This window comes from Geobacillus sp. FSL W8-0026 (assembly GCF_037966255.1).
Classification (GTDB): Bacteria; Bacillota; Bacilli; order Bacillales; family Anoxybacillaceae; genus Geobacillus; species Geobacillus icigianus.
The window spans coordinates 1,795,372-1,821,092 of record NZ_CP150194.1 but is presented as its reverse complement, the minus strand read 5'-3'; the positions used below and the strand labels follow the sequence as shown (position 1 = coordinate 1,821,092).

At 51.1% G+C, this 25,721-nt stretch carries 20 protein-coding genes, 7 tRNA genes, 1 rRNA gene, 1 pseudogene and 1 riboswitch; of the genes and pseudogenes, 3 read left to right on the top strand and 26 right to left on the bottom strand.

Going from position 1 to position 25,721, the window contains the following annotated elements; all coding sequences use genetic code 11:
• Positions 1–2 precede the first annotated feature (2 nt).
• The 14 genes from parC to NST29_RS09050 form a co-directional block, all read right to left on the bottom strand.
• Positions 3–2,438, bottom strand: a complete 2,436-nt coding sequence (gene parC, locus NST29_RS09115) for a DNA topoisomerase IV subunit A (RefSeq protein ID WP_033019876.1) — start codon at positions 2,436–2,438, stop codon at positions 3–5.
• 56 nt (positions 2,439–2,494) lie between these two features.
• Positions 2,495–4,432, bottom strand: a complete 1,938-nt coding sequence (gene parE, locus NST29_RS09110) for a DNA topoisomerase IV subunit B (protein ID WP_339232065.1) — start codon at positions 4,430–4,432, stop codon at positions 2,495–2,497.
• A gap of 160 nt (positions 4,433–4,592) precedes the next feature.
• The gene (locus NST29_RS09105) at positions 4,593–5,012 is read right to left on the bottom strand and encodes a CoA-binding protein (protein WP_033019880.1); all 420 of its coding nucleotides are present in this window, start codon (positions 5,010–5,012) and stop codon (positions 4,593–4,595) included.
• 437 nt (positions 5,013–5,449) lie between these two features.
• Complete coding sequence (locus NST29_RS09100) at positions 5,450–7,114, bottom strand: AarF/ABC1/UbiB kinase family protein (RefSeq protein ID WP_339232972.1); 1,665 nt, start codon at positions 7,112–7,114, stop codon at positions 5,450–5,452.
• A gap of 51 nt (positions 7,115–7,165) precedes the next feature.
• A complete protein-coding gene (locus NST29_RS09095; RefSeq protein ID WP_031409465.1) occupies positions 7,166–7,465 on the bottom strand; it encodes an ATP synthase subunit B in 300 nt (99 codons plus the stop codon).
• A gap of 378 nt (positions 7,466–7,843) precedes the next feature.
• Positions 7,844–7,917: transfer RNA gene (locus NST29_RS09090), tRNA-Ile, on the bottom strand.
• Between the two features lie 18 nt (positions 7,918–7,935).
• Positions 7,936–8,017 (bottom strand) — tRNA-Tyr (locus tag NST29_RS09085).
• Positions 8,018–8,027: 10 nt separating this feature from the next.
• Positions 8,028–8,100, bottom strand: a tRNA-Thr gene (locus tag NST29_RS09080).
• A 162-nt stretch (positions 8,101–8,262) separates the two neighbouring features.
• A tRNA-Ser gene (locus NST29_RS09075) sits at positions 8,263–8,355 on the bottom strand.
• A gap of 17 nt (positions 8,356–8,372) precedes the next feature.
• A tRNA-Leu gene (locus NST29_RS09070) sits at positions 8,373–8,455 on the bottom strand.
• A 7-nt stretch (positions 8,456–8,462) separates the two neighbouring features.
• Positions 8,463–8,534: transfer RNA gene (locus NST29_RS09065), tRNA-Ala, on the bottom strand.
• Positions 8,535–8,538: 4 nt separating this feature from the next.
• Positions 8,539–8,613 (bottom strand) — tRNA-Val (locus NST29_RS09060).
• Positions 8,614–8,621: 8 nt separating this feature from the next.
• Positions 8,622–8,738 (bottom strand): 5S ribosomal RNA (gene rrf / locus NST29_RS09055).
• Between the two features lie 339 nt (positions 8,739–9,077).
• A complete protein-coding gene (locus NST29_RS09050) occupies positions 9,078–9,167 on the bottom strand; it encodes a putative holin-like toxin (protein ID WP_223812045.1) in 90 nt (29 codons plus the stop codon).
• A gap of 508 nt (positions 9,168–9,675) precedes the next feature.
• Here NST29_RS09050 and NST29_RS09045 point away from each other — a divergent pair.
• Positions 9,676–10,308, top strand: coding sequence for a DUF2238 domain-containing protein (locus NST29_RS09045; RefSeq protein ID WP_061912254.1), 633 nt, complete (start codon positions 9,676–9,678; stop codon positions 10,306–10,308).
• 183 nt (positions 10,309–10,491) lie between these two features.
• On the opposite strand, the pseudogene NST29_RS09040 reads toward NST29_RS09045, so the two are convergent.
• The 9 genes and pseudogenes from NST29_RS09040 to NST29_RS09000 all read right to left on the bottom strand — a co-directional run.
• Positions 10,492–10,635: pseudogene (locus tag NST29_RS09040) on the bottom strand (DUF6044 family protein); the annotation flags it as partial.
• A gap of 6 nt (positions 10,636–10,641) precedes the next feature.
• Positions 10,642–10,920 (bottom strand): SDR family NAD(P)-dependent oxidoreductase, encoded by a 279-nt coding sequence (locus NST29_RS09035; RefSeq protein ID WP_033017628.1) that lies wholly within the window; start codon positions 10,918–10,920, stop codon positions 10,642–10,644.
• Complete coding sequence (locus NST29_RS09030; RefSeq protein WP_339232970.1) at positions 10,917–13,169, bottom strand: MMPL family transporter; 2,253 nt, start codon at positions 13,167–13,169, stop codon at positions 10,917–10,919. The genes NST29_RS09035 and NST29_RS09030 overlap by 4 nt, the downstream gene beginning before the upstream one ends.
• On the bottom strand, positions 13,142–13,633 hold the full coding sequence (locus NST29_RS09025; protein ID WP_131385688.1) for a tetratricopeptide repeat protein: 492 nt from the start codon (positions 13,631–13,633) through the stop codon (positions 13,142–13,144). The genes NST29_RS09030 and NST29_RS09025 overlap by 28 nt, the downstream gene beginning before the upstream one ends.
• 103 nt (positions 13,634–13,736) lie before the next feature.
• Complete coding sequence (locus tag NST29_RS09020; RefSeq protein ID WP_033843015.1) at positions 13,737–14,924, bottom strand: IS701 family transposase; 1,188 nt, start codon at positions 14,922–14,924, stop codon at positions 13,737–13,739.
• Between the two features lie 248 nt (positions 14,925–15,172).
• Complete coding sequence (locus tag NST29_RS09015) at positions 15,173–15,763, bottom strand: TetR/AcrR family transcriptional regulator (protein WP_197055022.1); 591 nt, start codon at positions 15,761–15,763, stop codon at positions 15,173–15,175.
• 458 nt (positions 15,764–16,221) lie between these two features.
• Complete coding sequence (gene pcp / locus NST29_RS09010; RefSeq protein ID WP_061912131.1) at positions 16,222–16,869, bottom strand: pyroglutamyl-peptidase I; 648 nt, start codon at positions 16,867–16,869, stop codon at positions 16,222–16,224.
• 32 nt (positions 16,870–16,901) lie between these two features.
• Complete coding sequence (locus NST29_RS09005; RefSeq protein ID WP_061912130.1) at positions 16,902–17,861, bottom strand: DUF979 domain-containing protein; 960 nt, start codon at positions 17,859–17,861, stop codon at positions 16,902–16,904.
• A complete protein-coding gene (locus NST29_RS09000; protein WP_061912129.1) occupies positions 17,862–18,548 on the bottom strand; it encodes a DUF969 domain-containing protein in 687 nt (228 codons plus the stop codon). It abuts the gene before it with no gap.
• 544 nt (positions 18,549–19,092) lie between these two features.
• Between NST29_RS09000 and NST29_RS08995 the strand changes: the two genes are divergently transcribed.
• Positions 19,093–19,710, top strand: a complete 618-nt coding sequence (locus NST29_RS08995) for a sulfite oxidase-like oxidoreductase (protein WP_172418554.1) — start codon at positions 19,093–19,095, stop codon at positions 19,708–19,710.
• A gap of 77 nt (positions 19,711–19,787) precedes the next feature.
• Here NST29_RS08995 and NST29_RS08990 read toward each other — a convergent pair whose 3' ends face one another.
• Together NST29_RS08990 and NST29_RS08985 are read right to left on the bottom strand one after the other, a co-directional pair.
• Positions 19,788–20,372, bottom strand: a complete 585-nt coding sequence (locus NST29_RS08990) for an ECF transporter S component (protein ID WP_244319365.1) — start codon at positions 20,370–20,372, stop codon at positions 19,788–19,790.
• 154 nt (positions 20,373–20,526) lie between these two features.
• Positions 20,527–20,659, bottom strand: a riboswitch (FMN riboswitch).
• Positions 20,660–20,753: 94 nt separating this feature from the next.
• Positions 20,754–21,974 (bottom strand): threonine synthase, encoded by a 1,221-nt coding sequence (locus NST29_RS08985; RefSeq protein ID WP_172418556.1) that lies wholly within the window; start codon positions 21,972–21,974, stop codon positions 20,754–20,756.
• A 406-nt stretch (positions 21,975–22,380) separates the two neighbouring features.
• On the opposite strand from NST29_RS08985, the gene pepT reads away from it, so the two are divergent.
• Positions 22,381–23,616 (top strand): peptidase T, encoded by a 1,236-nt coding sequence (pepT, locus tag NST29_RS08980; RefSeq protein WP_033020806.1) that lies wholly within the window; start codon positions 22,381–22,383, stop codon positions 23,614–23,616.
• A gap of 154 nt (positions 23,617–23,770) precedes the next feature.
• On the opposite strand, the gene NST29_RS08975 is transcribed toward pepT, so the two are convergent.
• Positions 23,771–25,393 carry a 5'-nucleotidase C-terminal domain-containing protein gene (locus NST29_RS08975; protein ID WP_033020805.1) on the bottom strand — a complete coding sequence of 541 codons (1,623 nt, stop codon included), beginning with the start codon at positions 25,391–25,393 and terminating at the stop codon, positions 23,771–23,773.
• Positions 25,394–25,721: the final 328 nt, after the last annotated feature.

Sequence of the window (25,721 nt, the reverse complement as noted above, 5' to 3'; positions counted from 1 at the left end):
TTTTATCCCCCTTCGCTGATCCGTGCCGGCGGTTCTTTCCACACATCGACGACCGCCCCGGCTTCATCGATGTCAATGACAAATGAGCCGGTGCCATAGCGGTCGGACAAGCGAAGCGAAGCGGCCTCCACCATCTCGACGACCCCTTTTTCCGTCCGCAACCCGATTCGCTCCTCGTCGCGAGCGACAACGGCGCCAACGACACGATGCGGATTGGATTTCACTTCACGAATCACGCTGATCCCGCGCTTGGCGCGCGATGACGGCTCAAACTCAGCAAGCGCCATCTTTTTGACCGCCCCGCGCTGCGTGACGACAACAAGGCATCCGCTTCCATCAGGAGGAAACGGGCAGGCGGCGACGACAACATCCCCGTCTTTCAACTGAATGCCTTTCACTCCCGCAGCCCGCACACCGACTAGGCTGATCTCCTCTTCCGGAAACAAAAGCGCATACCCCCCGTGCGTCGCCAGCCAAAGACGGCCGCGCCCATCCGTCCGATAGACGGCGACGACCTCGTCCTCCTCTCTTACGTTGACCGCGACAAGCGGGCGATGGTAGCGCTGCACTTGATATTGAGCAAGCTCAGTCCGTTTCACCAATCCTTGCTTGGTCACGAACACGAGCTGGTCAGCCGTTTCAAATGAAGATACCGGCACCGCCGCCACCAGCTCGTCATCGCGCTCAAGCGGAATGAGATGAGAAATATGCTGGCCGACGTCTTTCCAACGAATGTCCGGAAGCGTGTGCACCGGGCAATATAAGTAGTAACCGCGGCGGGTGAAAAGCAAGAGCACATCGGTCGTATTCATCTCCAGTTGGCCAAGCAGCCGATCCGTTTCCTTCATGCCGATATCCTGGCCGTTGGAGGCGCTGTAGGAACGATAACTCGTCCGCTTCACATATCCTTCTTTCGTCACTGTGACGATCACGTCTTCGGCCGGAATGAGCGCTTCGACGTTCACCTTCAGCTCCTCGATTTCCTCTTCAATGACCGTTCGCCGCTCATCGGCGTATCGCTTTTTCATCGCCTTCAGCTCTTTTTTGATGACGCTAAGCAGCTTCTTTTCATCGGCGAGAATCGCCGTAAGTTCCGCAATCGCTCGCTCCAGTTCTTCCGCTTCTTGACGCAGCGCCGTAATGTCGGTGTTCGTCAACCGGTACAGCTGGAGCGTCACGATCGCTTCGGCTTGCGCTTCAGTGAATCCGTAATGAGCCATCAGCTGGTCTTTGGCATCGCGCTTGTCGCTTGCAGCGCGAATCGTCGCGATCACCTCATCCAAAATGGAAAGCGCCCGAATCAAACCGTCAACGATGTGCTTGCGCTCGTTCGCCTTTTTCAGCTCAAAATGGGAGCGGTTTGTGACGACCTCTTTCCGGTGCGCGATGTAGGCATCCAATAGTTCGGGCAAGCTCATCAGCTTCGGCCGCCGCTCGTGGATCGCCACCATGTTAAAATTGTATGGCACCTGCAAGTCGGTGTTTTTGTACAAATAGTTGAGAATCGCTTCCGCATCGGCGTCTTTTTTCAATTCGATGACGATCGACAGCCCGTTCCGATCCGTCTCATCGCGGACATCGGCGATGCCGTCCAGCTTTTTGTCGAGGCGGAGCTCGTCGATTTTTTTCACCAAATAGGCTTTGTTGACCTCATACGGGAGCTCGGTGATGACGATCTGTTGTTTTCCCCCTCTCGCCTGTTCGATGGCCGCTTTCGCGCGGATGATGATTTTTCCGCGCCCGGTCTCATATGCTTTGCGAATCCCGTCTTTCCCTTGGATGATGCCGCCGGTCGGAAAATCGGGGCCGGGAAGCACGGTCATCAGCTCATCCACCGTGCAATCGGGACGGTCGATCCGCATTAGAACAGCGTCAATCACCTCGCCAAGCGCATGCGGCGGAATGTCGGTCGCGTAGCCCGCCGAAATTCCGGTCGAGCCGTTGACGAGCAAATTGGGAAACATCGCCGGCAGGACGGTCGGCTCCTTTACGGTATCATCAAAGTTCGGAACGAACGGCACCGTCTCCTTGTCGATATCGCAAAGCAGCTCGGCGGCCATCGCCGACAGGCGCGCTTCCGTGTAGCGCATCGCCGCCGGCGGGTCGCCGTCGATGCTGCCGTTGTTGCCGTGCATTTCAATAAGCACGTTGCGCAGCTTCCACTCTTGGCTCATCCGCACCATCGCTTCATACACCGATGAATCGCCGTGCGGATGAAAGTTGCCGATCACGTTTCCGACCGTTTTCGCCGCCTTGCGAAACGGCTTGTCCGCCGTGTTGCCATCGATGTACATCGCATACAAAATGCGGCGCTGCACCGGCTTCAGCCCATCGCGCACATCGGGCAGCGCCCGGTCTTGGATAATGTATTTGCTGTAGCGTCCGAAACGGTCGCCCAACACATCTTCTAAAGGCAATTCCAACAATCGTTCTGCCATCATCATTCTCCTTTCCGAACGAACCTCAGCGTCAAAAAGGCGGCTTTACGCCGCCATCAGCCGATCCAGCCCGGCTCTTCCTCAAGCCCGAAGGCGACGTGCGTTTCGATCCATTTGCGGCGCGGCTCCACTTTGTCGCCCATGAGCGTCGTCACCCGCCGTTCGGCGCGGGCGGCGTCTTCAATGCGGACGCGGATCAACGTGCGCGTCTCGGGATTCATCGTCGTTTCCCACAATTGATCGGCGTTCATTTCGCCAAGCCCTTTGTAGCGCTGAATCGTGTAGCCGCGGCCCATTTTTTTCGTGATCTCGCGCAGCTGCTCATCGGTCCAAGCGTACTCGACCGTTTCTTTTTTGCCGCTTTTCTTGCTGATTTTGTAAAGCGGCGGCAAGGCGATGTACACTTTCCCCGCTTCAATGAGCGGACGCATGTAGCGGTAAAAAAACGTGAGCAGCAGCACTTGGATATGAGCGCCGTCCGTGTCGGCATCGGTCATAATGATCACTTTGTCGTAGTTGACGTCTTCTAGCGAAAAATCGGCCCCAACGCCGCCGCCAATGGCGTGGATGATCGTATTGATTTCCTCGTTTTTCAAAATGTCGCCCAATTTCGCTTTTTCTGTGTTGATGACTTTCCCGCGCAGCGGAAGCACTGCCTGAAAGCGGCGGTCGCGCCCTTGCTTCGCCGAGCCGCCCGCCGAATCCCCTTCGACTAAGTACAGCTCATTTTTCAGCGGATTGCGCCCTTGCGCCGGTGTCAGCTTGCCGCTTAACACCGCCTCTTTCCCTTTCCGCTTTTTGCCGCTTCTCGCTTCCTCGCGCGCTTTGCGGGCCGCCTCGCGCGCCTGATACGCCCGGATCGCTTTTTTCACGAGCATCGCGCTGATGTCCGGGTTTTCTTGCAGGAAGTATGTCAGCTGCTCGGAGACGACCGCATCGACGGCGGAACGCGCTTCGCTCGTCCCGAGCTTGCCTTTCGTTTGCCCCTCAAACTGCAGCAACTGCTCGGGAATGCGCACGGAAACAATCGCCGACAATCCTTCACGAATATCGGTTCCTTCCAAATTTTTATCTTTTTCCTTAAGCAAACCGACACGGCGGGCGTATTCATTAAAGACGCGGGTCATCGCTGTTTTCGCCCCCGCCTCGTGCGTGCCGCCGTCTTTCGTGCGCACGTTGTTGACAAACGACAGCACTTGTTCCGAATAGCCATCATGAAACTGGAACGCAAACTCCACCTCGATGCCGTTTTGTTCGCCGGCAAAATAGACGACAGGATGGAGCACATCTTTTTCCTCATTCAAGTACGCAACAAACGCTTCAATCCCGTTTTCGTAATGAAACACTTCGCGCATGCCGGTTCGTTCGTCGACGAGCTCGATTTTCAGCCCTTTTAACAAAAACGCTGATTCGCGCAGCCGTTCGCTCAACGTTTCGTAATCAAACACCGTCGTGCTGAAAATCGTTGGGTCCGGCTTGAACTGGATGATCGTCCCGGTTTTGTTTGTTGTCCCGATTTTTTCAAGCGTCGTCACCGGCTTGCCGCCGTTTTCAAACCGCTGCTGGTAGATGAAACCATCGCGGTGGATCGTAACGACCAGCCATTCGGACAAGGCGTTGACGACCGACGCCCCAACTCCGTGCAAACCGCCGCTCGTCTTATACCCCCCTTGGCCGAACTTGCCGCCGGCGTGAAGCACCGTCAAAATCACTTCCGGCGTCGGCTTGCCAAGCTTGTGCATTCCGACGGGCATGCCGCGCCCTTCGTCCAAAACCGTGATGCTGTTGTCTTTATGTATTTGCACGAAAATGTAGTTTCCGTATCCGACCAGCGCTTCATCGACCGAATTGTCAACAATTTCATACACTAGATGATGCAAGCCGCGGCTGTCCGTGCTGCCGATGTACATCCCCGGCCGCTTCCTGACCGCCTCAAGTCCTTCCAACACTTGAATGGCCTCTTCGTTATATTCATACACCGATTGTTTTGCCACAACGCCACCCCTTCCTACCCAAAACAAGAACATCTGTTTCTGTTTTATTGTACCATAAAATGCCCGGCTGTCCATCGTCTTTTGACGCGGTCCGACAAAATCAGACAAACGCACGAAAAAAACGAAAGGACCATCTTGAACAAGATGGCCGTTTCATCGATCAAGCACGTCTGGTGAGCGCGTGTTCCACTTTAATGCAACGGTCCATAATGACCGTGTAGCCTTTTTCTTTCAAAAACCGATACGCCTCTTCGTTGACGACGCCAAGCTGCGCCCAAAACACGTCCGCGTCGATTTGCACAAACTCGCGAGCCAGCTCGGGCAAATGCTCAGAGCGGCGGAACACATCGACAATGTCGACATGGCCGTCAATATCGGTCAATCGATCGACCGCCGGAATGCCTTCCCACTCGTCGATCATCGGGTTGACCGGAATGATTTCGTAGCCAGCGTCTTTCATCGCTTTCGCCACCATATACGACTCGCGCTCCGGATTGTTGGACAAACCGACCACGGCGATCCGTTTCGCCTTGCGCAAAATCGCGCCGATTTCCTCCCGGCTCGGGTTGACAATGGACATCCGGGTTCTCTCCTTCCTTGATTCTCCTTCTTGCTGTACTAGTTTCGCGATGGGTAACGAAAAATCCTTCTAACTTCTAATCAATGAAGCGAAAAATCGCCGTTGGGTGCTCCCTCCCAGTGGCATGCAGAGCCATGAACACTGCCAGTGCCGCCCAAACATCGACAGAAAAGCCGGCTCCACGATGTCTTCCGCTTTCGTTTTCCAAAGCCGCTTGACATTCCACACGCCAAAAAGCGGGGGATTGTTGGTGCGTTCGCACCCTCATCCATTTCCGGTTCGGACAACGCCCCCGTCCCATCGGGTTCGATCGTTGCGCTCGCTTTCATCCTACATCGAAAGAAGCGGGGGTTCCCGCTCTCTTATGAACGTCCTTTTCACGTGTAGGAGCGCCGGCCTTCTCGGCGCAAAAGGAAGAACGCAGCCGGCAACAAACGCTAAAATCTCCCCGACCGAAAAATGGAATAAAGCAGCCAACCAAATAGAAAAGCGGCCGCCCCCAATCCGATTTCAACAGCAGGAATGTTCCATAGCAGCGTCGACGGCCGCCCGAGCGAGGAAGCGATCATCAGCCCGGCAAGGACGATGCTCAGCGAAAGAAGAACGATGCTGAACGACAGCCGGTTCGCCATCTGATCGAGCTTTCGCAGCAGCGTTTCCAAATCAGGCGCCGTGATCTCCAGCCGCAGCTTGCCGTGCCGCATCATTTTCGTCCATCCCTTTACGCTGTCCGGCAAGCGAAGCAGCCATTTGCCGTAGTCGAAAATCCGTTTCCATGCCGTTTCCACTACGCGATCAGGTCGAAGCCGCTCTTTCAGCAACTTTCTCCCAAACGGTTCGGCCACATCGATGATGCGAAACTGCGGATCGAGCATCTCCACAACCCCTTCGACCGTCAACAGCGCTTTCCCTAACAGCGTCAAGTCGCTTGGAATGCAAATGCCGTGGCGAAACGCCACGGTAAGCAAATCCTCAACGGCTTCCCCGAGACTGATGTCACTAAGCGGCACGCGATAATATTTTTCCCGCAGCTCATCGATATCATCGCGCAATGTTCCTTCATCCACCTCATCCGGAACAAGCCCCAGCCCATAAATCGCGTTCAACACCCCATCTGTGTTTTGCCGCATCAAGGCGATGACAAGCGTGGAAAGGTGATGCTTGACATTGGGGCGGAGGCGCCCCATTAAGCCGAAATCAATAAAAGCTAGCACGCCGCCGGGAAGCACAAACACATTCCCGGGATGGGGATCGCCATGAAAAAACCCATGTTCGAACATTTGCTTCAGCATGGAAGCAGCCAAGCGCTCGGCCAGCGTTTGTAACGAATAGCCGCTCTCTTTCAGCCGCTCGATTTCCCCGAGCTTCACGCCGTCGATGTATTCCATCGTCAATACCCTTTTCGTTGTATATTCCCAAAAAACGCCCGGGACATACAGCGACGGATCATCGGCAAATAGATGGGCAAACGTTTCGGCATGGCGCGCCTCGACTGTATAATCGAGCTCCAACCGCAGCGATTTCGTTAACTCATCGACGATCTCAGACAGCCGGTAAGATGCCGCCCACTCGAGCCGCCGTTCCGCCAACAAGGCCAAATCTTGTAAAATGTCCAAGTCCGTCTCCATCTGCGCGGCAATCCGTGGGCGCTGCACTTTCACCACAACGGCCTGTCCGGAAGGGAGAACGGCCTGATGCACTTGCCCGAGCGAAGCGGCAGCGAGCGGGATTTCCGCAAATGACCGAAAAAGCTTCTCCAGCGAATCGCCTAACTCGGTTTCCACAATTCGGCGCACCTCCGAAAACGGAAACGGCGGAACTTGGTCTTGCAGCTTTTCGAGCTCGCTGATGATCGGAGCGGGAATCAAATCCGGCCGTGTGCTGGCAATTTGCCCGAGTTTCACGAACGTCGGTCCGAGCTCCTCAAGCACAAGACGGAGCCGCTCCGCGACCGTTTTTCCTTGCTCCGCTCTCCATCGCGGCGGCAGCGAAAGAAACGAAGAAAAGCCGAGTTCATCGACGATCATCCCGAATCCGTGCCGAAGCAAGGCGACGGCGATCTCGTGATACCTTCCGATATGGCGCATTCGTTTTCCGATCATCCGAACATCTCTCCTAAGGCGGCAAAAAACGAGCGGGCAGGCCGCATCGGTTTACTGCCCGCTTTGTTCCTTTTCTTCAAGGCGGCGGATCCGCTCCTCGAGCTGCCGCACGTCTTCTTTTGTCGCCAAGTCCAGTTTATCGATGACCTGCTTGATTTGCTCGCGCACAAGCCGCTGCACTTCCGTTTTCCGCGCCTCCGTCTGCTGTTTCCATTGATCGATCACTTCCTTCGATTCGTCAAGCGACAACTCCCCTTTTTTGACCAGCTCATCAATGATCTTTTCCGCTTGTTCTTTGCTAGCGATCGCAAGCCCAAGCCCGAACGCCAAACCTTTTTTCAAAATGCTCATGCCGTTTTCCTCCTTTCCTCTTTCCTTTATAGTACCATTATTTGGCGGGTCATGTCGAGCGAGCGACTAAAGCGGGGAGGTTTTCCCTATTTCTCCCGCCAACAGACGGTCAAATCGCTTACAGAAAACAGCCGCAGAGAGATATTCCTCTCCCTCAAGCCATGAACCCCCCGCTGCCGCGCATGACTCACCGCAACCGTTCATGAGCAAGCCTAGCTCTCCTAGCATGAACATGACGATGCAAGGCGGCGCATTTTCACAGAAAGATTCATGGGCAACGCTTTCCCGTCCAACCAGGCATGAAAATCTCTACTCACGGACGCGGGATTTTCACGAAAAAAGACGGCAAGGATCGCCCTTGCCGTCTTTCATATCGGATGGGCCTAAGTGGACTTGAACCACCGACCTCACGCTTATCAGGCGTGCGCTCTGACCAGCTGAGCTATAGGCCCGTTTATGGGGAATAAAAATGGAGGGGGACGGATTCGAACCGCCGAACCCAAAGGGAGCGGATTTACAGTCCGCCGCGTTTAGCCACTTCGCTACCCCTCCATAATGACGATGCCGACTGCAGGACTTGAACCCGCAACCTACTGATTACGATTCAGTTGCTCTACCAATTGAGCTAAGTCGGCACAATATAGATCAAGAAGCTGACTCGTTGTTAAGCTTGTGCCTCTTCCTCTACTCGCTTATTCAAGGAAGACGAATGCGTCGAGGCAACTCGCAGTTAATTCGATGAAGCCGATGCTCGTCTCTACCAATTGAGCGAAGTCGGCACAATATGCGACTTTATATGGCGGAGGAGGAGGGATTCGAACCCCCGCGGGCTGTGACACCCCTATCGGTTTTCGAAACCGACCCCTTCAGCCAGACTTGGGTACTCCTCCGTAACTGTTTGGAGCGATGCGGTCGAGAGGACTTGAACCTCCACGGGGTCGCCCCCACTAGGCCCTCAACCTAGCGCGTCTGCCATTCCGCCACGACCGCATGGAAATGGAGCGTAGGGGATTTGAACCCCTGACCTCTTCGCTGCCAGCGAAGCGTTCTCCCCCTGAACTAACGCCCCATGATGGTGGAGTATACTGGGATCGAACCAGTGACCCCCACGCTGTCAACGTGGTGCTCTCCCGCTGAGCTAATACTCCACAGCATTGCCTAGCAGCGACCTACTCTTGCAGGGGCGCTGGCCCCAACTACCATCGGCGCTGGAGGGCTTAACTTCCGTGTTCGGGATGGGAACGGGTGTTTCCCCTCCGCTATCACCACTAGGCAATGGCGACGATATTTATTATAAACCAATCAAAATATTTGTCAAGTTTTTTTGCTCTTTTTTCTTTCATGCTTTGAGCATCGGAACGACAATATGAAATTTACTATAAAAAACCGAAAGAGTCAACACCATTTTTCCTCTTTTCGATATGCGCCGTCTCGTTTTGGAAAGTTCTTGTCATCACCTTCGTTGTGCGCGTATAATAAAAGAAACGGAAACGTACAATAAAGCAGGGCACTGGCGGCCACCAATGCCCTGCATGCACAGCCGCTGCAAGAAGCGCAGTGGCCCAAGCTTCGGGCATCGTAACCTACCCTCGCCTCGGCCTAGCAGGGTGGGTTACTTTTTGTCTTTTGCGACGGCGATCACCGCAACGACGAGCGACGCAAACGCAATCATAAGCGTCAGCGCATCGGCAATCGTCACCATCAGCACCACCCCCTTTCATTCAGGGAGTGGCCACTGCCCACCCTGCATCTGGCTATGCATGTTTCATTATACCATCAAATCCGGAAAATACGAATATACATTCGTATCTTCAATGCAAATTAGGAATGTTTCCCTACCTGAACCTCCTGTCTTACCTCGCTGGCCTCTTCTCCGCCTTCTTTCTAGTTCTGATCACCGTTTGAAAACTCCGCTGTTTTCATCAGGCGCTCGAAAAGGTCGGTGAAAACCAACTGTTTCCCTTGATCGATGAGCGAACGTGTGGAAAGCAGAACGGATGCTGCAAGGGTTTTCTATTTAAGAAATAGTCCGCACCCTCGCCTTCCCGTCGTGTTCTAACCTTTCTGCAAGGGTTTTCTATTTGAGAAATAGTGCCATGAAGCGGCGTTCTCCCTTCAATCACCCACTCTCGAAAAATGATTTGTATAAAATCCGCGTTTTTCCGAATAATGACCATAGACAAATCTCGCTGTTCCAAGGAGGAAAACAAGTGGAGCAGGCAAGGCAGACTCGCGTGCATCGATGGTTATTGCTGATTGTCGCCGCCGTGTTTGTCTGGTCGGCCATTCGCCCGGCTAGCTATGCAGTCTGGGCGCTTGAAGTCGCCCCAGCGCTGATTGGGCTTGCGATGGTGATCGCTCTATACCGGCGTTTTCCGCTGACAACGATGTCATATGTCATCATCGCCATGCTGGCGATCCTCATGTTGATCGGCGGCCATTACATTTACTCCAAAGTTCCCTTTTTCAACTGGATCAAAGAGGCGTTCCATTTCGAACGCAACCATTACGATCGGTTTGGTCATTTCCTCAAGGGGACGTTCGCCATCGTCCTAAGGGAGATCGTGCTGCGGAAAACCCTGCTGCCGCGCGGCGCTTGGCTTTTCACGATCGTCACAAGCATGTCGCTCGCCATCGCTGCCCTGTATGAAATCATCGAATGGCTCGTGTCCATGATCTCCAAAGGGGGAAAGGCATCAAAAGACTTTTTGGGCACGCAAGGCGACATTTGGGACACGCAATGGGATATGCTATGTACATTGAGCGGGACGCTGGTGGCTCTATGGTTGCTCGCAAAGTGGCACGACCGGCAGCTTGTGCGGTTGGATCAGTCCCACAGCTAGAAGGCTGGTGATTTCGTGCAAAATACTGCTGATTCCATCTGTTTCTCAATTGGATAAACCTAGAATAATCAGCTTTCTTTTCTGAATGAAAATACCGCCGAATCGTGTGTGACAGCGGTTTTTTTACCGGCCTTCTAGGCTCGTCATCTAGCGGCTTCCACTGCCAATGAGGAAGCCGCTGTTTTTTATTGCAAGCGCAAACTGCACATATATGATGAGCGGACGCAAAAAATGGAAGCGGGCGAAGTTAAACGTATCTAAAAAATGAAACCGCTCAGTCAGCGGCAGCCACCCTTTATAAAACCAATAGGCGTACCAAGCCGACAGCATAGATTAAATAACATAGTTCCAATCATCAACGGACATATTAATTAAAAGTCCATCTTTTGTAACCCCCGCATTATTAACCAATATGTCGATTCGCCCGGATTTATCGCAAGTAAAGTCAATTAATGCTTCTGCCTCTGTTTCTTTTGAAACATCTGCTTGGAACAACTCCGCCCTCCCACCATTTTTTCTGATTTCTTGGACTACTTTTTCAGTTTCTTCTAGGTTGTCAGTCTCAATTGATGTTATACCTTGAAAATTAGGAAATCCAATTGCGTAGATCAAGATAATCCCTCCTCAGTTTCTACATTTTTTCGGTTATGAATCGGGACGGCAAAGCGGAACGGTAACCACCAATTCGCTTCGCCAAGTACTCTCATTATGGCAGGAACTAGAACGGAACGAATTACAGTCGCATCTAAAAGAATAGCTACTGCCAAACCAAATCCCAGTTCTTTAACAACTTCAACTTTCACCATAGCAAATGCACCGAACACTGCAATCATAATGGCAGCTGCTCCATTAACAAGACCAGCGGTTTCGGAAATACCTTTTACAATACTTTCTATAGTAGGAATCCCTTCGTCTTTCAGCTCCCGAATTCGGTTAATAATAAGAACTTCATAATCCATAGACAGACCAAATAAAACGGCAAACAATACAACAGGAGTAATAGAATTAATTGCTCCTCGGAAGTTGCCCTGTTGGAAAACAGCTACTAACATTCCTATACTAGCCAGTGTAACGAGAGAGTTTAATACCAACGCTTTTACTGGAAGGAGAATTGATCGGAAAGACACTATCAAAACCACGAAAGAAATTACAAAAACCGTAACGATAATCATAGGTAAATTGTTGAAAATTCGTTGATCAAAATCTACTCCAATTGCTGATTGACCTCCAACATAAGATTCAAAATTTTTTGTCGAATTTCCTTTTAAGAGATTCCGTATTTTTCTAACTAATTCGCGCGATGCTTTACTGTCAGCATCTGTTTTCGGTGATACCAACAATATCGTCGTTGTATGCCCCCGATCATGATTAGTCAGTTTATTTAATTGGTCTTTAACGAAATCCGGAAGTTTGTCATAAGCTTTATAAGCCTGTTGATAATTCGATAATTTCCATTCCATATTCCAGTTTGTTAACGAAACAACTTTATCTACATTATTGAAATTTTGAATATCGTTCGTAATCTGATCAATTGCTTTTAAATTATCATCTGATAGTACTGTACCATGCTTGGCCTTCAAGACCACTTGAATCGGAAACACATTTCCTTGACCGAAGTCCCCCGCTAACACTTCAAATCCTTTTCTAGCAGAATCTTGTTCCGGAAGAATTGAAGCAGAAGCAACAGGAACCTGCATATTTAACTTGTAAGATGGATAGGCCATGAAACTTAGTAATATGAAACTTGGAATTAAAAAAATAACAGGACGTTTCATTAAGAGTACAGCAATTTTCTCCCAATATTTAGAAGGCTTACGTTCTTTAAATAATGGTATTCTTCCCCAATGAATACGTGGTCCCATAAGAGTTAGAAGAGCTGGCAAAAGTGTAATTGCCACCAGTACTGCCATTGTGACCACGATTACACCGCCAAGTGCAATGGAGTTAAAAATCATGATGTTTGGCAAAAACAATGAAGAAAGCGATATAGCAACAGTAGCTCCAGAGAAAAAAACAGATCGTCCAGCTGAAACGATAGCTCGCTGCACCGCTTCAACAGTACTGTGATGTTCTAACTCCTGACGATAACGGCTAATGATAAACAATGCATAATCTACAATTACTCCTAATCCGATCATACTCACTGCATTTTGAAGAAGTATATTCATCGTATAATCTTTCGCAAAGAAATACGCAATTGCCATCGTAATCACTAGCGCAAACGCGGACATCAACAGCGGAAGTACAGTAGAAGCTACTGTTCGGAAAACCAGTAATAAGATAACAATCATTACAGGAAATGCAATCATTTCAGCAAAAGACAAATCTTTTTTCGTTGCATCGTTCAGTGCATAACTTAACGCTGGTCCGCCAGTAACCCACCATTGGTAGTCATCTAACCCCGTTACTTTCTCTTTTAGTTGTCTACTTAATACTGGAACAAAGTTAGCGGCTTCATCTTCACTCATATTTAGTCCAAGGACTAGGAATGTATTGTGCTTATCTTTCCCTATAAAAGCATCATTTTTATGATCGTAATAGCTTTCAATATTTTCTATCTTTGAGTTCTGACGTACGACACTCACAATCCGTTTTACAGCTGTTTCGTAATTGGGGTCATCGACAGTGTACCGACTGCTCTTAATTACAATGAGTAATTGCTGTGGATACTGGTTACTAAAATTTTCCTCGAGGATTTTTTGAGCCTTCATTGATTCACTCTTTGGATCATTAAACCCTCCAGCGGTCAACACGTTCGGTAATTTGAGTGCAAAGCTAATAGATGACAATAAACAAAGAATCCAAAAGAATATAATTTTCTTTGGGTGACTAGTCACCCATTTTGCAAGCCAGTAAAACATGAATATATCAACCCTCTTTCAAATTTTGTGTAAGGCTCAATTCTTAATAACTGTACCATAGCTTCTAGCTTTCTTCTGTCATCCTCAGGACAAATTGAAGGCAATTCAAGAACACGCAGGAAAGTTTTTCTTGCATCTTCAATCAAGTTAAGTTTTAATTGACATTGTCCAAGTCCCATATATAAAAAGATTTCCTCTGGATTCAATTGCATTGCTAGCTGATATTGGGCCAAAGCCTTTTTCGGATCCCCACCAAACATCTTTGGAATGGAAAGATACCACATACCTAGAGCATAGTGAGCATGTGCAAATTTGGGATCTAAACGAATTGCCATTTCAAATCTTCTTTTTGACTTAAAAGCCAAAAAAATCTTTTTAACCGGATTACTTAGAAGAGCCAAACGACCAAGGGCCCTTCCTAATTCAAAATGCGCCCGTGGAAGTTCAGGATTTGTCTTTAGCACTTCCTCCGCAATATACTTTGCACGATAAAATAATAACTTTGCTGTAGATGAGCATTTTTCATTACAATAATTTCCATGCCCTAAGAGACAAACAGGGGACCCCTTAGGCGACATGGAGCTGTTTTTTGATCACATCAATGGGAATATCTTGCTTCGCGGCATCGTAGATGAACTCGACGACGCTGTGCCCTTTCCGAGACCGAAGAAGCTCCAGGCCGGAAGAGAGGTCTTGCTGAGATTCGGCGATGCTGTATACGCAGGCTAAGAGCACCACGGCCCAATACCGTTTCACCGCCCGAATGTGACGAACACGGTACCCATCGAGCTTCAGCTGGTCTTTGGCCTGCCGGAAAAAGCATTCGATCGTCCAGCGCTGGGCATAATAACGCAAGATCTCTTCATCGCCTAGCTCCCGGTCGGTGCTCAAGACGACATGGAGATGATCTGGCGTCATCGGTTCATCCGCCTTCCAAGCCAGCAGCACCACCGCGTCATCGAGGCCATGGATCGCTCCCTCGTAGCGATACACGCGGTAACGCTCCTTCCCCACCGTGACGAGGCGGGTGTCGTTGGGCTCGATATAGCGGGCGAACTTCTTCGCTTGGATGGCGATACCTTTCGGATAGAGAATCCGGTTCGTCTTGAGCATGGCGATGACATGGAATCCTTGTTTCAGGCAGGCTTCGATGAGCGCTTGGGACGGATACCACGAATCCATGAGCACATACACCGGCTGAGCCCGTTTCCCCTTGAGCGAGGAAAGCATCTCGATCGCTAGGTCGATCTTGCTTCTTCCCGCCGTCTTGTCATACAGACGAAAGGCGAACGGGAACGCTTGCGAGAAAGTATGCACCATCAGCCAAACGAGCGAATGCCCCCAAACGGATTGATGATCTTTGTGCGAGTAGTGCCAATCACACCCTTGAATGGCGCGGGCAGCCCGTGACGAAGGCTTCGTTTTTTGGCAAATCGTATCATCAATCGAAACAAAAAGGGGTTGATTCTCCTGTTTGGCGATTCGCTGGATGCGATGAAGGATCCATTGCTGGAGTTTGCGAAGCAACGTCTCTTCATCCCAAGGGCTTTTCGTGAAAAAATGGCTGAGCGTGGTTCGATGATTGGGATGAAAACTCCAGTGATGGACATCGGTCAATGTTCCCGAAAATCCCTTGGTAGTCAAGGCATCCACAATATGAACGAGATGCTTGATGACCGGTTTCGAGAAATAAAGCGCCAATCCCAGCGTCATGAAAAACTTGTGGATTCCTTGATGATGTGCTAATCTATTCATGAGACATGAACCTCCTTGCGGGTAGTTTGAGCACATCTATTTTACTCAAGGAGCTGGGTTCATGTCTCCTTTTTTGTTTAGCTGTCAATTTATGTTAGCAAATTTGCTCATCTACAGTAACTTTGGAGAAATTGGGTAGGTTAAGCCTTGCCGTATTCCAATTTCATTCCATTCTGTAGCAACCTCCTACATTTTATTGGGTGACCGTTCACCCATAATTATTTAGAAATAGAGAGGGAGTAACCTCCCTATTTCTGTAACAATTTTCGCACAGTATCTAAGATAAAGGGTATGCGTTCTTCCTCCTGAACCAAAGGTACACTATTCGGACGTTGAAGGTTTGGCATTAGCATTACGATTAACGATAGGATAAAGTAACCTGTGACAGTTGGGTAAGGGGTTGAAAACTCTCCTTTCTCAACACCTTCCTCAATAATTTCGCATAATGGCTGCCGCAAGTCTTTAAAAATTTTTGATACTTCTTCAGGAAAGACAGGATTATGTTGGAATTGATGTCGAGACCACAGCTTTAAGTAGGAAATGCTTTCTCGTTCCAGCTGGAAGAACGTCTCAATAACAAGCTTAAGCTTTTCAAATGGATTTAAATCCATGGAAACAATCTGCTCAGACATCTCATTAAACCTATCAACAATTGCTCGAATAGTTTCGAGATAAAGATCTTTTTTTGTTTTGAAGTAAAGATAGATTGTTCCCTTTCCGATACCAGCCATTATTGCAATTTCATTAATGTTTGCGCCGTCATACCCTTTTTCTGCAAATTCTCTAGCAGCCACTTCAATAATTTCTTCTTTTTTTCTTTTTTGATTTATTATTTTCATTTCACCTCCTTGGGTGACTAGTCACCCATATAATAAAAAATTTTTTTAAATGTTGTCAACATATTTTTTATTAACATTTTCATGATATTTTATCTTCTTAATATTATTACGGTGTGCGCAATGAGGAAGGAAATGATTCCTGCTGCTGTCGCCTGAGGATAAAAAATGAACGGCTCCGCGTTGGTCGGAACCGTTCGTTTTAATTAGGATACTCTTGTCGGATTGATCCCTTGCGTTGATCTTTCCCTCTGGAGAACACATCGTCGCAACGATCCATCAGGCCGGGCGCTGAAACGCACGCTTGGAACAGCAGGAGGCATAGGCGAAACGTTCGCGGTGGCGATGGCCGCTTCGCCTTCCCCCTCGATGGCGATCGCTTTTGCTTGGCCCGATTGATGCCGAGAGGTGAAGGATACAGCACCGTTCGTGTTTCCGATGCGGCGCTCGCTGCTCTTTCCTTAACAGATCGATCCTTCGCTCGTTGCGATATCTTCCTCCTGCCGGAATGCGACGTCGATCGCAATCCGCAATCCTTTCACCACCGTTTCCAACGCCATGCTCGGCTGCCCTGGATGACGGGCGGCTTGTTCCGGCAAATACGGGATATGGATGAACCCTCCTCGAATGGGCCGTTGCGACTCAGCGATATAGTGCATGAGTCCATAAAACAGGTGATTGCACACAAACGTTCCAGCCGTATGCGAGACGGAAGCCGGTATACCGTGTCGTCTTAATTCATGGACCATCGCCTTGACCGGCAATGTGGACCAATAACCGACCGGACCATTCGGAACAATCGGCGTGTCAATCGGCTGATTGCCTTCATTATCCGGAATGCGCGCATCATTCACATTGAGCGCCACTCTTTCAATCGAAAGATCAGGCCGTCCTCCCGCTTGACCAACGCAAATGACAAGGTCAGGAACCACGTCTTCCATCGCGGCATACAACGTCTCAATCGCTTTGCCAAATACCGTTGGAATCTCCCTTGTCTCAACCGTATACGTATCGGTTTTCCAACCGGCGAATGGCTTGATCGCCTCTAGCGATGGATTCACCGTTTCTCCTCCAAACGGCGCAAATCCGGTCACAAGTACGGTTTTCATCGCATCTTCATCCCCTTTTGATCATGACTTTATCAGTCCATGAGCGTGATCACATACATCGCCACAATGTTAAACGCCAAAAGAATGAGCGCGGTCGGCACTTGCACGCGAATGACATGATGTTGATCTCGTAGATCAAGCAAAGCGGCGGGAACGATGTTGAAATTCGCTGCCATCGGCGTCATCAACGTGCCGCAGTAGCCGGAAAACATCCCGAGAGCGGCGACATGATTCGCGTCGACGCCAAATTGTTGAATCAGCAGCGGGACCGCGATTCCAGCGGTCATAACGGGGAAGGCGGCAAAAGCATTGCCCATGATCATGGTAAACAATGCCATGCCAACGCAATAAGACACAACAATCCAAAACAGCGAATGAGTCGGAATGATGGTACTGATCCACTCGGAAACAGCGGCACCCACCCCGGCTGTTGTAAAGATCGTTCCTAACGTCGCCAACATCTGCGGCAAAAGGGCGGCCCAACCGATCGTTTCAAGCAGCCGACGCGATTCTTTGACCGCTGCAAACGGAGTCGACCGAGTCATCGCCATGCTGATGAGCAACGCCATGAACGTCGCCACTCCCAATGATACGAGAGTAAAGTTGTTCGGATCGAGAAGGAACGCGCCTCCGATTTTGAAATTTTTCAGCCAAGTTACACCGATGACAGTCAAGATCGGGATCAACAGCGCCGGGATGAACAGGCGGTTGTTCAAACGCTGGCGATGTTGCTGCCTTTCTTCCGGGGATGCTTCTTCGTATTTTCCCAGCTTCAATCCTCCGAATCCTACAATAGCCACCATGATGAGGACTAGCACCCCTGTATAAAAAGGCGGGATGACGCTGCCAAACAATAACGTCACACCGTAAAGCAAGTAAAACAGCCCGGATGTGAGGCGTTTCGGGTTGCTTCGGTCGGCAAACGTCCAGACGCTTCCTAACGTGACAACGATTCCTAAGAATATGTAAACCGCTTCCATTGACAGCCACATTTATGCTCGCCCCTTTCCATTCTCCCGATGGAGAAGCTTGTGAAGGGAGCGGTCCAGCCGATGAAGGCGGAAGCTGTGCACGATCAACGCAGCTACGGCAGTTGGGATCGCCCATAACGCCATATGCAGCGGATCAGACGGAATGCCGTTTTGATCAAAAAATCCTTTCATCAACAAAATCGCCCCGATCGCAATGAACACATCTTCGCCGAAAAACAGTCCGATGTTGTCCACGGCTGCCGCATGGGCGCGAATGTCGTCACGGACGCGATCCGGCAATGTTCCGTATTTCGCCTCGGCCGCCCCCTCTGCCATCGGAGCCACAAGTGGGCGAACCATTTGGGCATGTCCGCCCAAGGAAGTGAGTCCAGCCGCGGCAGCCGCTTCCCGTATGACTAAGTACGCGGTCAAAATGCGTCCGGTTGTCGCCGCCTTGATGTTTGACACTACATGTTCGGCCTGTTCGCGCAATCCAAACCGTTCCAAAAGACCAATGACAGGCAAAGTGGCGATGAACACTGCCATATATCGATTGGTTGTAAACGCCTTTCCAAATTGTTCAATAATCTCATAGAGCGATTGATGGGCGAAGAGTCCTGTTGCCAATCCAGACAAAGTGACAACAAGCAGCGGATTGATGCGAATGATAAAACCGATGATCACGATCGCAACACCAATAAGCACCATGTTCTTCTTTTTCCCCCTTCGACGTAACTGATTTCGCTGTCCATGCTCTCATCACACCTTTGCCTTCCCTTTCTTCGCCAGCCTCTCCCTCCCACCTTCGTTCCGAATTTCGGAACGACTGTTTCAAATTTGTTATTATCATTATATAATTAGGAAAAGTAGAAAATCAATAAATATTGACAAAAATATTCCGTATCCAACTTGGCTTCATGGCAAAATGACTCCGCCATTCCTTTCTCCATCTTTACGTTCGCCAACCTCCGCTTCCTCGACGTCAGAAAAACGGAAGCGCCCATCCTTTCTTCTCGGATATGATATAATGGAAAAACAGGGAGAACCGCGTTGGATCTTCCAGCCCTGATGCTCGATGCGGGGAGAAGCCGTTGCCACCGAAAAACAACGGACGTCATGCCGGCCGACAAAACCGATGAGCATGATCCTCGGTCCACTCGGTGGTCGGCAATGGCCGCACCAAAGGAAAATGACGTCTGTTCGCTTCCCTTGCGCCGATGTTCGATCATCAATCATAAAGGAGTGGCTGCTTATGTCGAAACAACTCCCTCCCGGCCAATTTGAAACGGAAAAATGGCCGATTTTGCACGAAGGAGACGTATACTCATTTGATGAAGCGACGTGGAATTTTCGGCTGTTCGGTGACGTGAAAGAGGAAGTGTCGCTGTCATATGAGGAAGTGATGCGGCTGCCGAAGACGATTTCGACCGTGGATATGCACTGCGTAACGACGTGGTCGAAATTCGACACGACGTTCGAAGGCATCGCCTTCCGCGAATTTTTGCGCTTTGTGGAGCTGCATCCCGATGTCAAATACGTGAAAATTTACGGCTACTTAAACGGCGACCGGTTTGGCTATTCGGCGAACTTGCCGCTTGACGCGTTGATGGGCGATGATGCACTGTTTGTCTACCGCTGGAAAGACAAGCATCACGATTGGCAAGACATCTCGCCGAAGCACGGCTATCCGCTCCGCTTTATTCCACCGGCGACGTTTTACTTATGGAAAGGGGCGAAATGGGCGTCCGGCATCCGCTTCATGAAAAAGGACGAGCCGGGCTACTGGGAAGAGCGCGGGTATTCGATGACCGCCAATCCGTTTAAAGAAGAGCGGTTCGCCGAATCGGTATCCAAGTTTCGGTTTTGGTGAAGAGAATCGAATCTCCCCACTCATCGACAGCAGAAATGAAAAAACGAGGGATTGGAACAGAACCCCTCGTTTTTTCGCTATGCTGCCCGGCGTGCGACAGCCTGTTTTTGTAGCCACGGGCGAAGGCGCAGAAAGAGGAGCATAAACACAACCGCCATAAGCACTCCTTTTGCCGCGTTAAACGGCAAAATCGCAGAAATGACCAATGCTTTTGTTTCCGGCGCACTCATCGCCGGAGCGCCGAGAAAAAGCGTATACGCCGGCAAAAAAACGTAGTAGTTCAGCACGCTCATGATCAGAACCATTGTCGCTGTTCCCGCCGCCAGTCCAAGCAGCATGCCTTTTTTCGATGCCGCTTTTCGATAAATAAAGGAAACAGGCAAAATGAACGCCACCCCGGCCGTGAAGTTGGCGATCTGTCCGATGGGAACGCCGGTGGCACTGCCGACGAGAACATAGTTCAGCACGTTTTTCAGCAGTTCCACAAGCACGCCGGCAAGCGGGCCATACAAAAGCGCGGCGAAAAGGGCCGGGATGTCGCTGAAATCGACTAGCAAAAAGTTCGGAAACGGTGGAAGCGGAAAATTGAGCATCATAAGCAAATACGCACCAGCGCTCAAAATCCCGACAGCCACAAAGGTGCGGGTGTTGATGAATTTCACGCTTGTTCTCCTCTCCTTCTCGTGATTCATCCTCACAAGAAGAAGGCTGCCGAGCGGGGACGCCAATAAAAACTCCCTTAAACCCAAGGGCGTAAGGGAGAAAAAGGGCGAACTCAACGAAGCGTCAGGCGAATGACGCCAAACGCCGGCAAACCTTCATCTTCTCCCATCCAGACTATACTGTCGGCTCCGGACTCGCACCGGATCCTGCCTTGCGGCTCGCGGGCTGAGAGGCCAAGCGCCTCATCACCGCCGGTCGGGAATTTCACCCTGCCCCGAAGATGAATCGTTTATTCATTTTTATTATTCCGATGAATTTAGTATACAATATCTCTTTTCGTTTGTCTATCATTTTTTTCCACGTTATCCTACTCCATCGATTTATCCATTCTCCTTTGGTAGCTCATCCCCCCGCTCGAGCACCGGCGGGGCGACTTGAATCAAATCAGCGTATTTCAATCCCGTCCCCGTGTTGAGTACGACGACCGTCTCCCTGTCGCGAATCCAGCCGCTCTCGCGCAGCTTACGGGCCGCCGCAAACGCCGCCGCCCCTTCCGGACAAATGAACGCCCCTTCCAGTTTCGCCACCGCCCGCTGTTCCGCTAAAATGTCCTTATCGCTGATCGCAATCGCACAGCCGTCCGTTTCATACACCGCCTCAAGCACAAGGAAATCGCCGAGCGCTTTCGGGACATTGATGCCAAATGCCACCGTATGGGAATTCGGCCAAAACTCCGATTCGCGCTTTTTTTCGTTCCACGCCTTCACGATCGGCGCGCAATGCTCAGCCTGCACGGCGACCAGCCGCGGCATCTTGCCGCTCACCCAGCCAAGCGCTTTCAGTTCTTTGAACGCCTTGTAAATGCCAATGATTCCGACCCCGCCGCCGGTCGGGTACAAAATGACATCCGGAAGCTGCCAAGAGAACTGCTCGGCGATCTCAAGCCCCATCGTTTTCTTTCCTTCAATCCGGTACGGTTCTTTTAATGTAGAAGCATCGTACCAGCCGTATTCGCGGATCGCTTTCGCCACGATTTGCCCAGCGTCGCTGATGAGGCCGTTGACGAAATACAACTCCGCCCCAGCGATGGCGCATTCTTTGCGCGTCAGTTCCGGCGCATCGACCGGCATGACGACCGTCGCGCGGATGCCCGCCCGCGCTGCGTACAGCGACCACGCCGCTCCCGCATTGCCGTTGGTCGGCATCGCGAGCTGTTTGACGCCCAGTTCTTTCGCCTTGGAAACTCCGACCGCCGCCCCGCGGGCTTTAAACGTCCCTGTTGGAATAACCCCCTCGTCTTTCATGTACAGCGCTTCAATGCCGATTTCCTTCCCTAAGCGCGGCATCGGCACGAGCGGCGTCATCCCTTCACCGAGCGACACGATATGTTCCGGGCGTTTCACCGGAAGCAACTCATGATACCGCCATAGGCTCGGTTCGCGTTCCTTAAGCGCTTCCCTCACCCCTTCTTGGCGCATCGCCTCCAAATCATAGGCGACCAAAAGCGGCGAGCCGCATTCGCAAAGTTGATGAACTTGATCGACATCATATGTACGTGCACATTTGGGGCAATATAGATGGGACACATAGTTGAATCGCATCGTTTGGCTTCTCCTTTCCGTTTGTTTCATCCGCCCGAGGCAGAAAGCACCTACGTTCGCGTTTCTAACGAGGCACTGGCCTTTTCATTATACCATCCGTCCTCTGTCACCGGCGCCTGTAATGGCAGCGGCCGTACGCCAACTTCGGGGCACCATAGCGCCAAGCAGGAAATGGTCCCCATCCCCTCAAGTTTAGCGGTATAAAATTTTTAAGACGATCCTCGTGTTGATCCCCCCGGTGAATGCTGGGGATCACATCCATTATTGGGCATGGAAATGGTCCCCTCTTTTTTTACCGTTTGAAGCCGCCTATGGTAAAATAAAACGGGAACCGCCTCTTTTTTCTTACTGCATCGGCGGAATGATTCGCTCATTCAAAAAAACTTGTACATAAGGAGATGAATCCATGAAACAGGAACTGATCGAACGCTTCATCCGCTACGCGAAAGTCAACACTCAATCCGATCCAGAAAGCGATACGTGCCCGTCGACTCAAGGACAATGGGAGTTGGCGAACATGCTGGTCGAGGAGCTGAAAGCGATCGGGATGGAAGAAGTGACGGTCGACGAAAACGGCTACGTGATGGCGACATTGCCGGCCAATACGGACAAAAACGTGCCAGTGATCGGCTTTTTGGCTCATATGGACACCGCGCCAGAATTTACCGGGGCCAACGTCAACCCGCAATTGATCGACTCGTACGACGGCGGCGACATCGTGTTAAATAAGGAACAAGGCATCATCTTGTCGCCCAACGATTTCCCGGAGCTTGCCCACTACAAAGGGCATACGCTCATTACGACAGACGGAACGACGCTATTGGGCGCCGACGATAAAGCGGGAATCGCGGAAATTATGACGGCGATGCACTACCTCATCAAGCATCCGGACATCAAACACGGCAAAGTGCGCGTCGCCTTTACGCCGGATGAAGAAATCGGCCGCGGGCCGCACAAGTTTGACGTCGCCAAATTCGGCGCCCAATTTGCCTACACGGTCGATGGCGGGCCGCTCGGCGAATTGGAATACGAAAGTTTCAACGCGGCGGAAGCCAAAATCACGATCAAAGGCAAAAACGTCCATCCGGGCACGGCGAAAGGAAAAATGATCAACTCGATCAAAATCGCCATGGAGTTCCAGCAACAGCTGCCAGCGAACGAAGCGCCTGAGCATACAGAAGGATATGAAGGGTTTTACCATTTGCTTTCGTTCCAAGGCAATGTAGAGGAAACGAAGCTCCATTACATTATCCGCGATTTTGACCGCGAGTCATTTGAAGCGCGGAAAGCGAACATGAAAGACATCGCGGCTTCGCTCGCCCAAAAATACGGAACCGATCGAATCACGCTCGAAATCAACGACCAATATTACAACATGCGCGAAAAAATCGAACCGGTGCGCCATATCGTTGACATCGCCCACGAAGCGATGACGAACTTGGGCATCGAGCCGAAGGTGAAACCGATCCGCGGCGGCACGGACGGGTCGCAGCTCTCCTATATGGGACTGCCGACGCCGAACATTTTCGCCGGCGGCGAAAACTTCCACGGCCGCTACGAATACATTTCCGCCGACAATATGGTGAAAGCGGCCGAAGTGATCATCGAGATCATCAAGCTATTCGAGCAAAAATCATCTTGAGCGGTGGAAACCAATCGCCTGAACGATCTGTTTTCGGTCGTCCGATCACAAGCGGCAGCAACCCCGCCATTCGCAGCGAAAAAAGGTGTCCCCGGGCCTTTGGGGGACACCTTCTTCATTCGCTTGGCGAGCGTTCGCCTTGAGTCAACACGTGTTACGGAAGGCGGTTGATCCGCCCCTCCATCCGCGCCGAAAACGGCTGCGCAAGGCCGCGAATGTACGAGACGAGGGCATCCAAATCGACCGGCCCTACTTCACGGTTCGTCCCTTGCGTCAGCACCGTGAACCCATCGCCGCCATCAGCCAGGAAGCTGTTGACCGTCACCGTGTACTCGCCGTTCGGATTGAGCGGTGTGCCATCAGGAAGCTGAATGTCGATGACTTTGTTCCCTGCCGGTCTGCTGGCGCTCCATGTATAGCGGAGGCCGGAGATTTGCAGCATGCGCGTTTGGGTCGGCTGCCATTGTTGGTTCAAAAGCTCGCGGATTTGCGCGCCGGTGAGCGTCATTCTCACGAGCTGGTTGTTGAACGGCTGAACGTTGTACAGCTCTCCCCACGTCACCTCACCTTGTTCAATATCCGCGCGAATGCCGCCCGGGTTCATAAAGGCAAAATCGGTGTTCATCGCCGCCCGCTGGGCATCGGCGATCAAATTGCCCAAAGCCGACTCGCCGCTCGCGTTTTGCTCGTCGGTGATCGTTTCAGCCGCCGTGCCGACGACTTGGTTGACAAGCGGTGCGACTTTCGCTTCATATTTTTCGACGAGGGCCCGGATTTCCGGATCCGGCGTGATGCCGTCATGATACGTCGTCACGATTTCCGCTTGTTTGGCCACGACGTCTTTTGTGCGCGGGTCGATTTTCAAATCGACATCAGAAAACGCCGTGCCGTACGAATACGACTGAACGAGCAGCTTGCCGTCCACCACCGCATTTAAATAGGCATGGTTATGACCGGCGAAAATCACATCGACTTCATCGTCGATGTTGTTGGCCATATCGACGATTTCTCCGCTTGCGTTTGTTCCATCCGGATTGGATGCGCCTGGGTTATGGGCGAGAACGACGATCGTGCGCACCCCTTTTTTCTTCAGTTCCCGCACGGCTTTGTTAATCGCCGTCGCTTCGTCGATGAATTCCACCCCAGCGACGCCGCTTGGTGTCACGATCGATGGTGTATCTGTCAATGTCACCCCGATGAACCCGATTGGCATGCCGTTGACCCGCTTAATGACGTACGGCGGAAGAATCGGTTGTTTCGTTTCTTTGTCAACGACGTTGGCGCTCACGTACGGAAAATCCGCCCCAGCGAAATCGCCGGTCGCCGGGTGATACCCGCCATGGATCAGGCGGAGCATTTCCGCTACTCCTTCGTCAAATTCGTGGTTGCCAAGCGTGCCGACGTCAAAGCCGAGTTTGTTCAGCACTTCGATCGTCGGCTCGTCCTGCAACAGCGCCGATACCGGCGGGCTGGCGCCGACCGCATCGCCGGCATGGACGAGCAGCGTGTTTTTGTTTTCTGCCTCCCGCTGTTTCAAATAAGCGGCCAAATAATCCGCTCGCCCGACTTCTCGCCCGCCGACTTTTCTCGTCACGTTGAGCTGGCCGTGAAAATCGTTGATGCCAAGAAGCTGCACCTCAATATAACGGTGCGAAGAAGCAGGCGGCTTTCCTTTGCTTTTCCCGTTCCCTGCCGCCCCAACCGGCGTTGCCGCCAATACAGCGGCTGCCGCCAATGCCGACAACATCCGTTTTCCCCACCGTTCCGAACCCTTCATCGTTTCCTCTCCTTCCCTGTGTATCTTTCCTTCATCTACCGATTATATCTTTATGAATAAGTAGAATAATAGGGACAAAAGGATTCTTTTTTGTAAATTTTTTGTAAATTAGAAAAAGAGGCTGTCCACCAAAGGCCGTCAGACAGGCCTTTTCGAACAACCTCTGTAATCTTATCCGACGGCGTTTTGATTGTTTAACGGAGCAACGCGAATGCCGGTCGTCTCCTTCCAAACGACTGATCACCATTATCTGTTCTAACAAAAAAGGTGTCCCGCAAACGATCGGAACACCTTGTTCATCATATGGTTATCCGGCGCTATGCCACAC

Coding starts and splice junctions, on each gene's coding strand:
- parC (WP_033019876.1), bottom strand. CDS start 2,438: ATGGCAGAACGATTGTTGGAATTGCCTTTAGAAGATGTGTTGGGCGAC.
- NST29_RS09105 (WP_033019880.1), bottom strand. CDS start 5,012: ATGTCCATTGTCAACCCGAGCCGGGAGGAAATCGGCGCGATTTTGCGC.
- NST29_RS09100 (WP_339232972.1), bottom strand. CDS start 7,114: ATGATCGGAAAACGAATGCGCCATATCGGAAGGTATCACGAGATCGCC.
- NST29_RS09095 (WP_031409465.1), bottom strand. CDS start 7,465: ATGAGCATTTTGAAAAAAGGTTTGGCGTTCGGGCTTGGGCTTGCGATC.
- NST29_RS09050 (WP_223812045.1), bottom strand. CDS start 9,167: ATGGTGACGATTGCCGATGCGCTGACGCTTATGATTGCGTTTGCGTCG.
- NST29_RS09030 (WP_339232970.1), bottom strand. CDS start 13,169: ATGTTTTACTGGCTTGCAAAATGGGTGACTAGTCACCCAAAGAAAATT.
- NST29_RS09020 (WP_033843015.1), bottom strand. CDS start 14,924: ATGAATAGATTAGCACATCATCAAGGAATCCACAAGTTTTTCATGACG.
- NST29_RS09015 (WP_197055022.1), bottom strand. CDS start 15,763: ATGAAAATAATAAATCAAAAAAGAAAAAAAGAAGAAATTATTGAAGTG.
- pcp (WP_061912131.1), bottom strand. CDS start 16,869: ATGAAAACCGTACTTGTGACCGGATTTGCGCCGTTTGGAGGAGAAACG.
- NST29_RS09005 (WP_061912130.1), bottom strand. CDS start 17,861: ATGTGGCTGTCAATGGAAGCGGTTTACATATTCTTAGGAATCGTTGTC.
- NST29_RS09000 (WP_061912129.1), bottom strand. CDS start 18,548: ATGGTGCTTATTGGTGTTGCGATCGTGATCATCGGTTTTATCATTCGC.
- NST29_RS08995 (WP_172418554.1), top strand. CDS start 19,093: ATGTCGAAACAACTCCCTCCCGGCCAATTTGAAACGGAAAAATGGCCG.
- NST29_RS08985 (WP_172418556.1), bottom strand. CDS start 21,974: ATGCGATTCAACTATGTGTCCCATCTATATTGCCCCAAATGTGCACGT.
- pepT (WP_033020806.1), top strand. CDS start 22,381: ATGAAACAGGAACTGATCGAACGCTTCATCCGCTACGCGAAAGTCAAC.
- NST29_RS08975 (WP_033020805.1), bottom strand. CDS start 25,393: ATGAAGGGTTCGGAACGGTGGGGAAAACGGATGTTGTCGGCATTGGCG.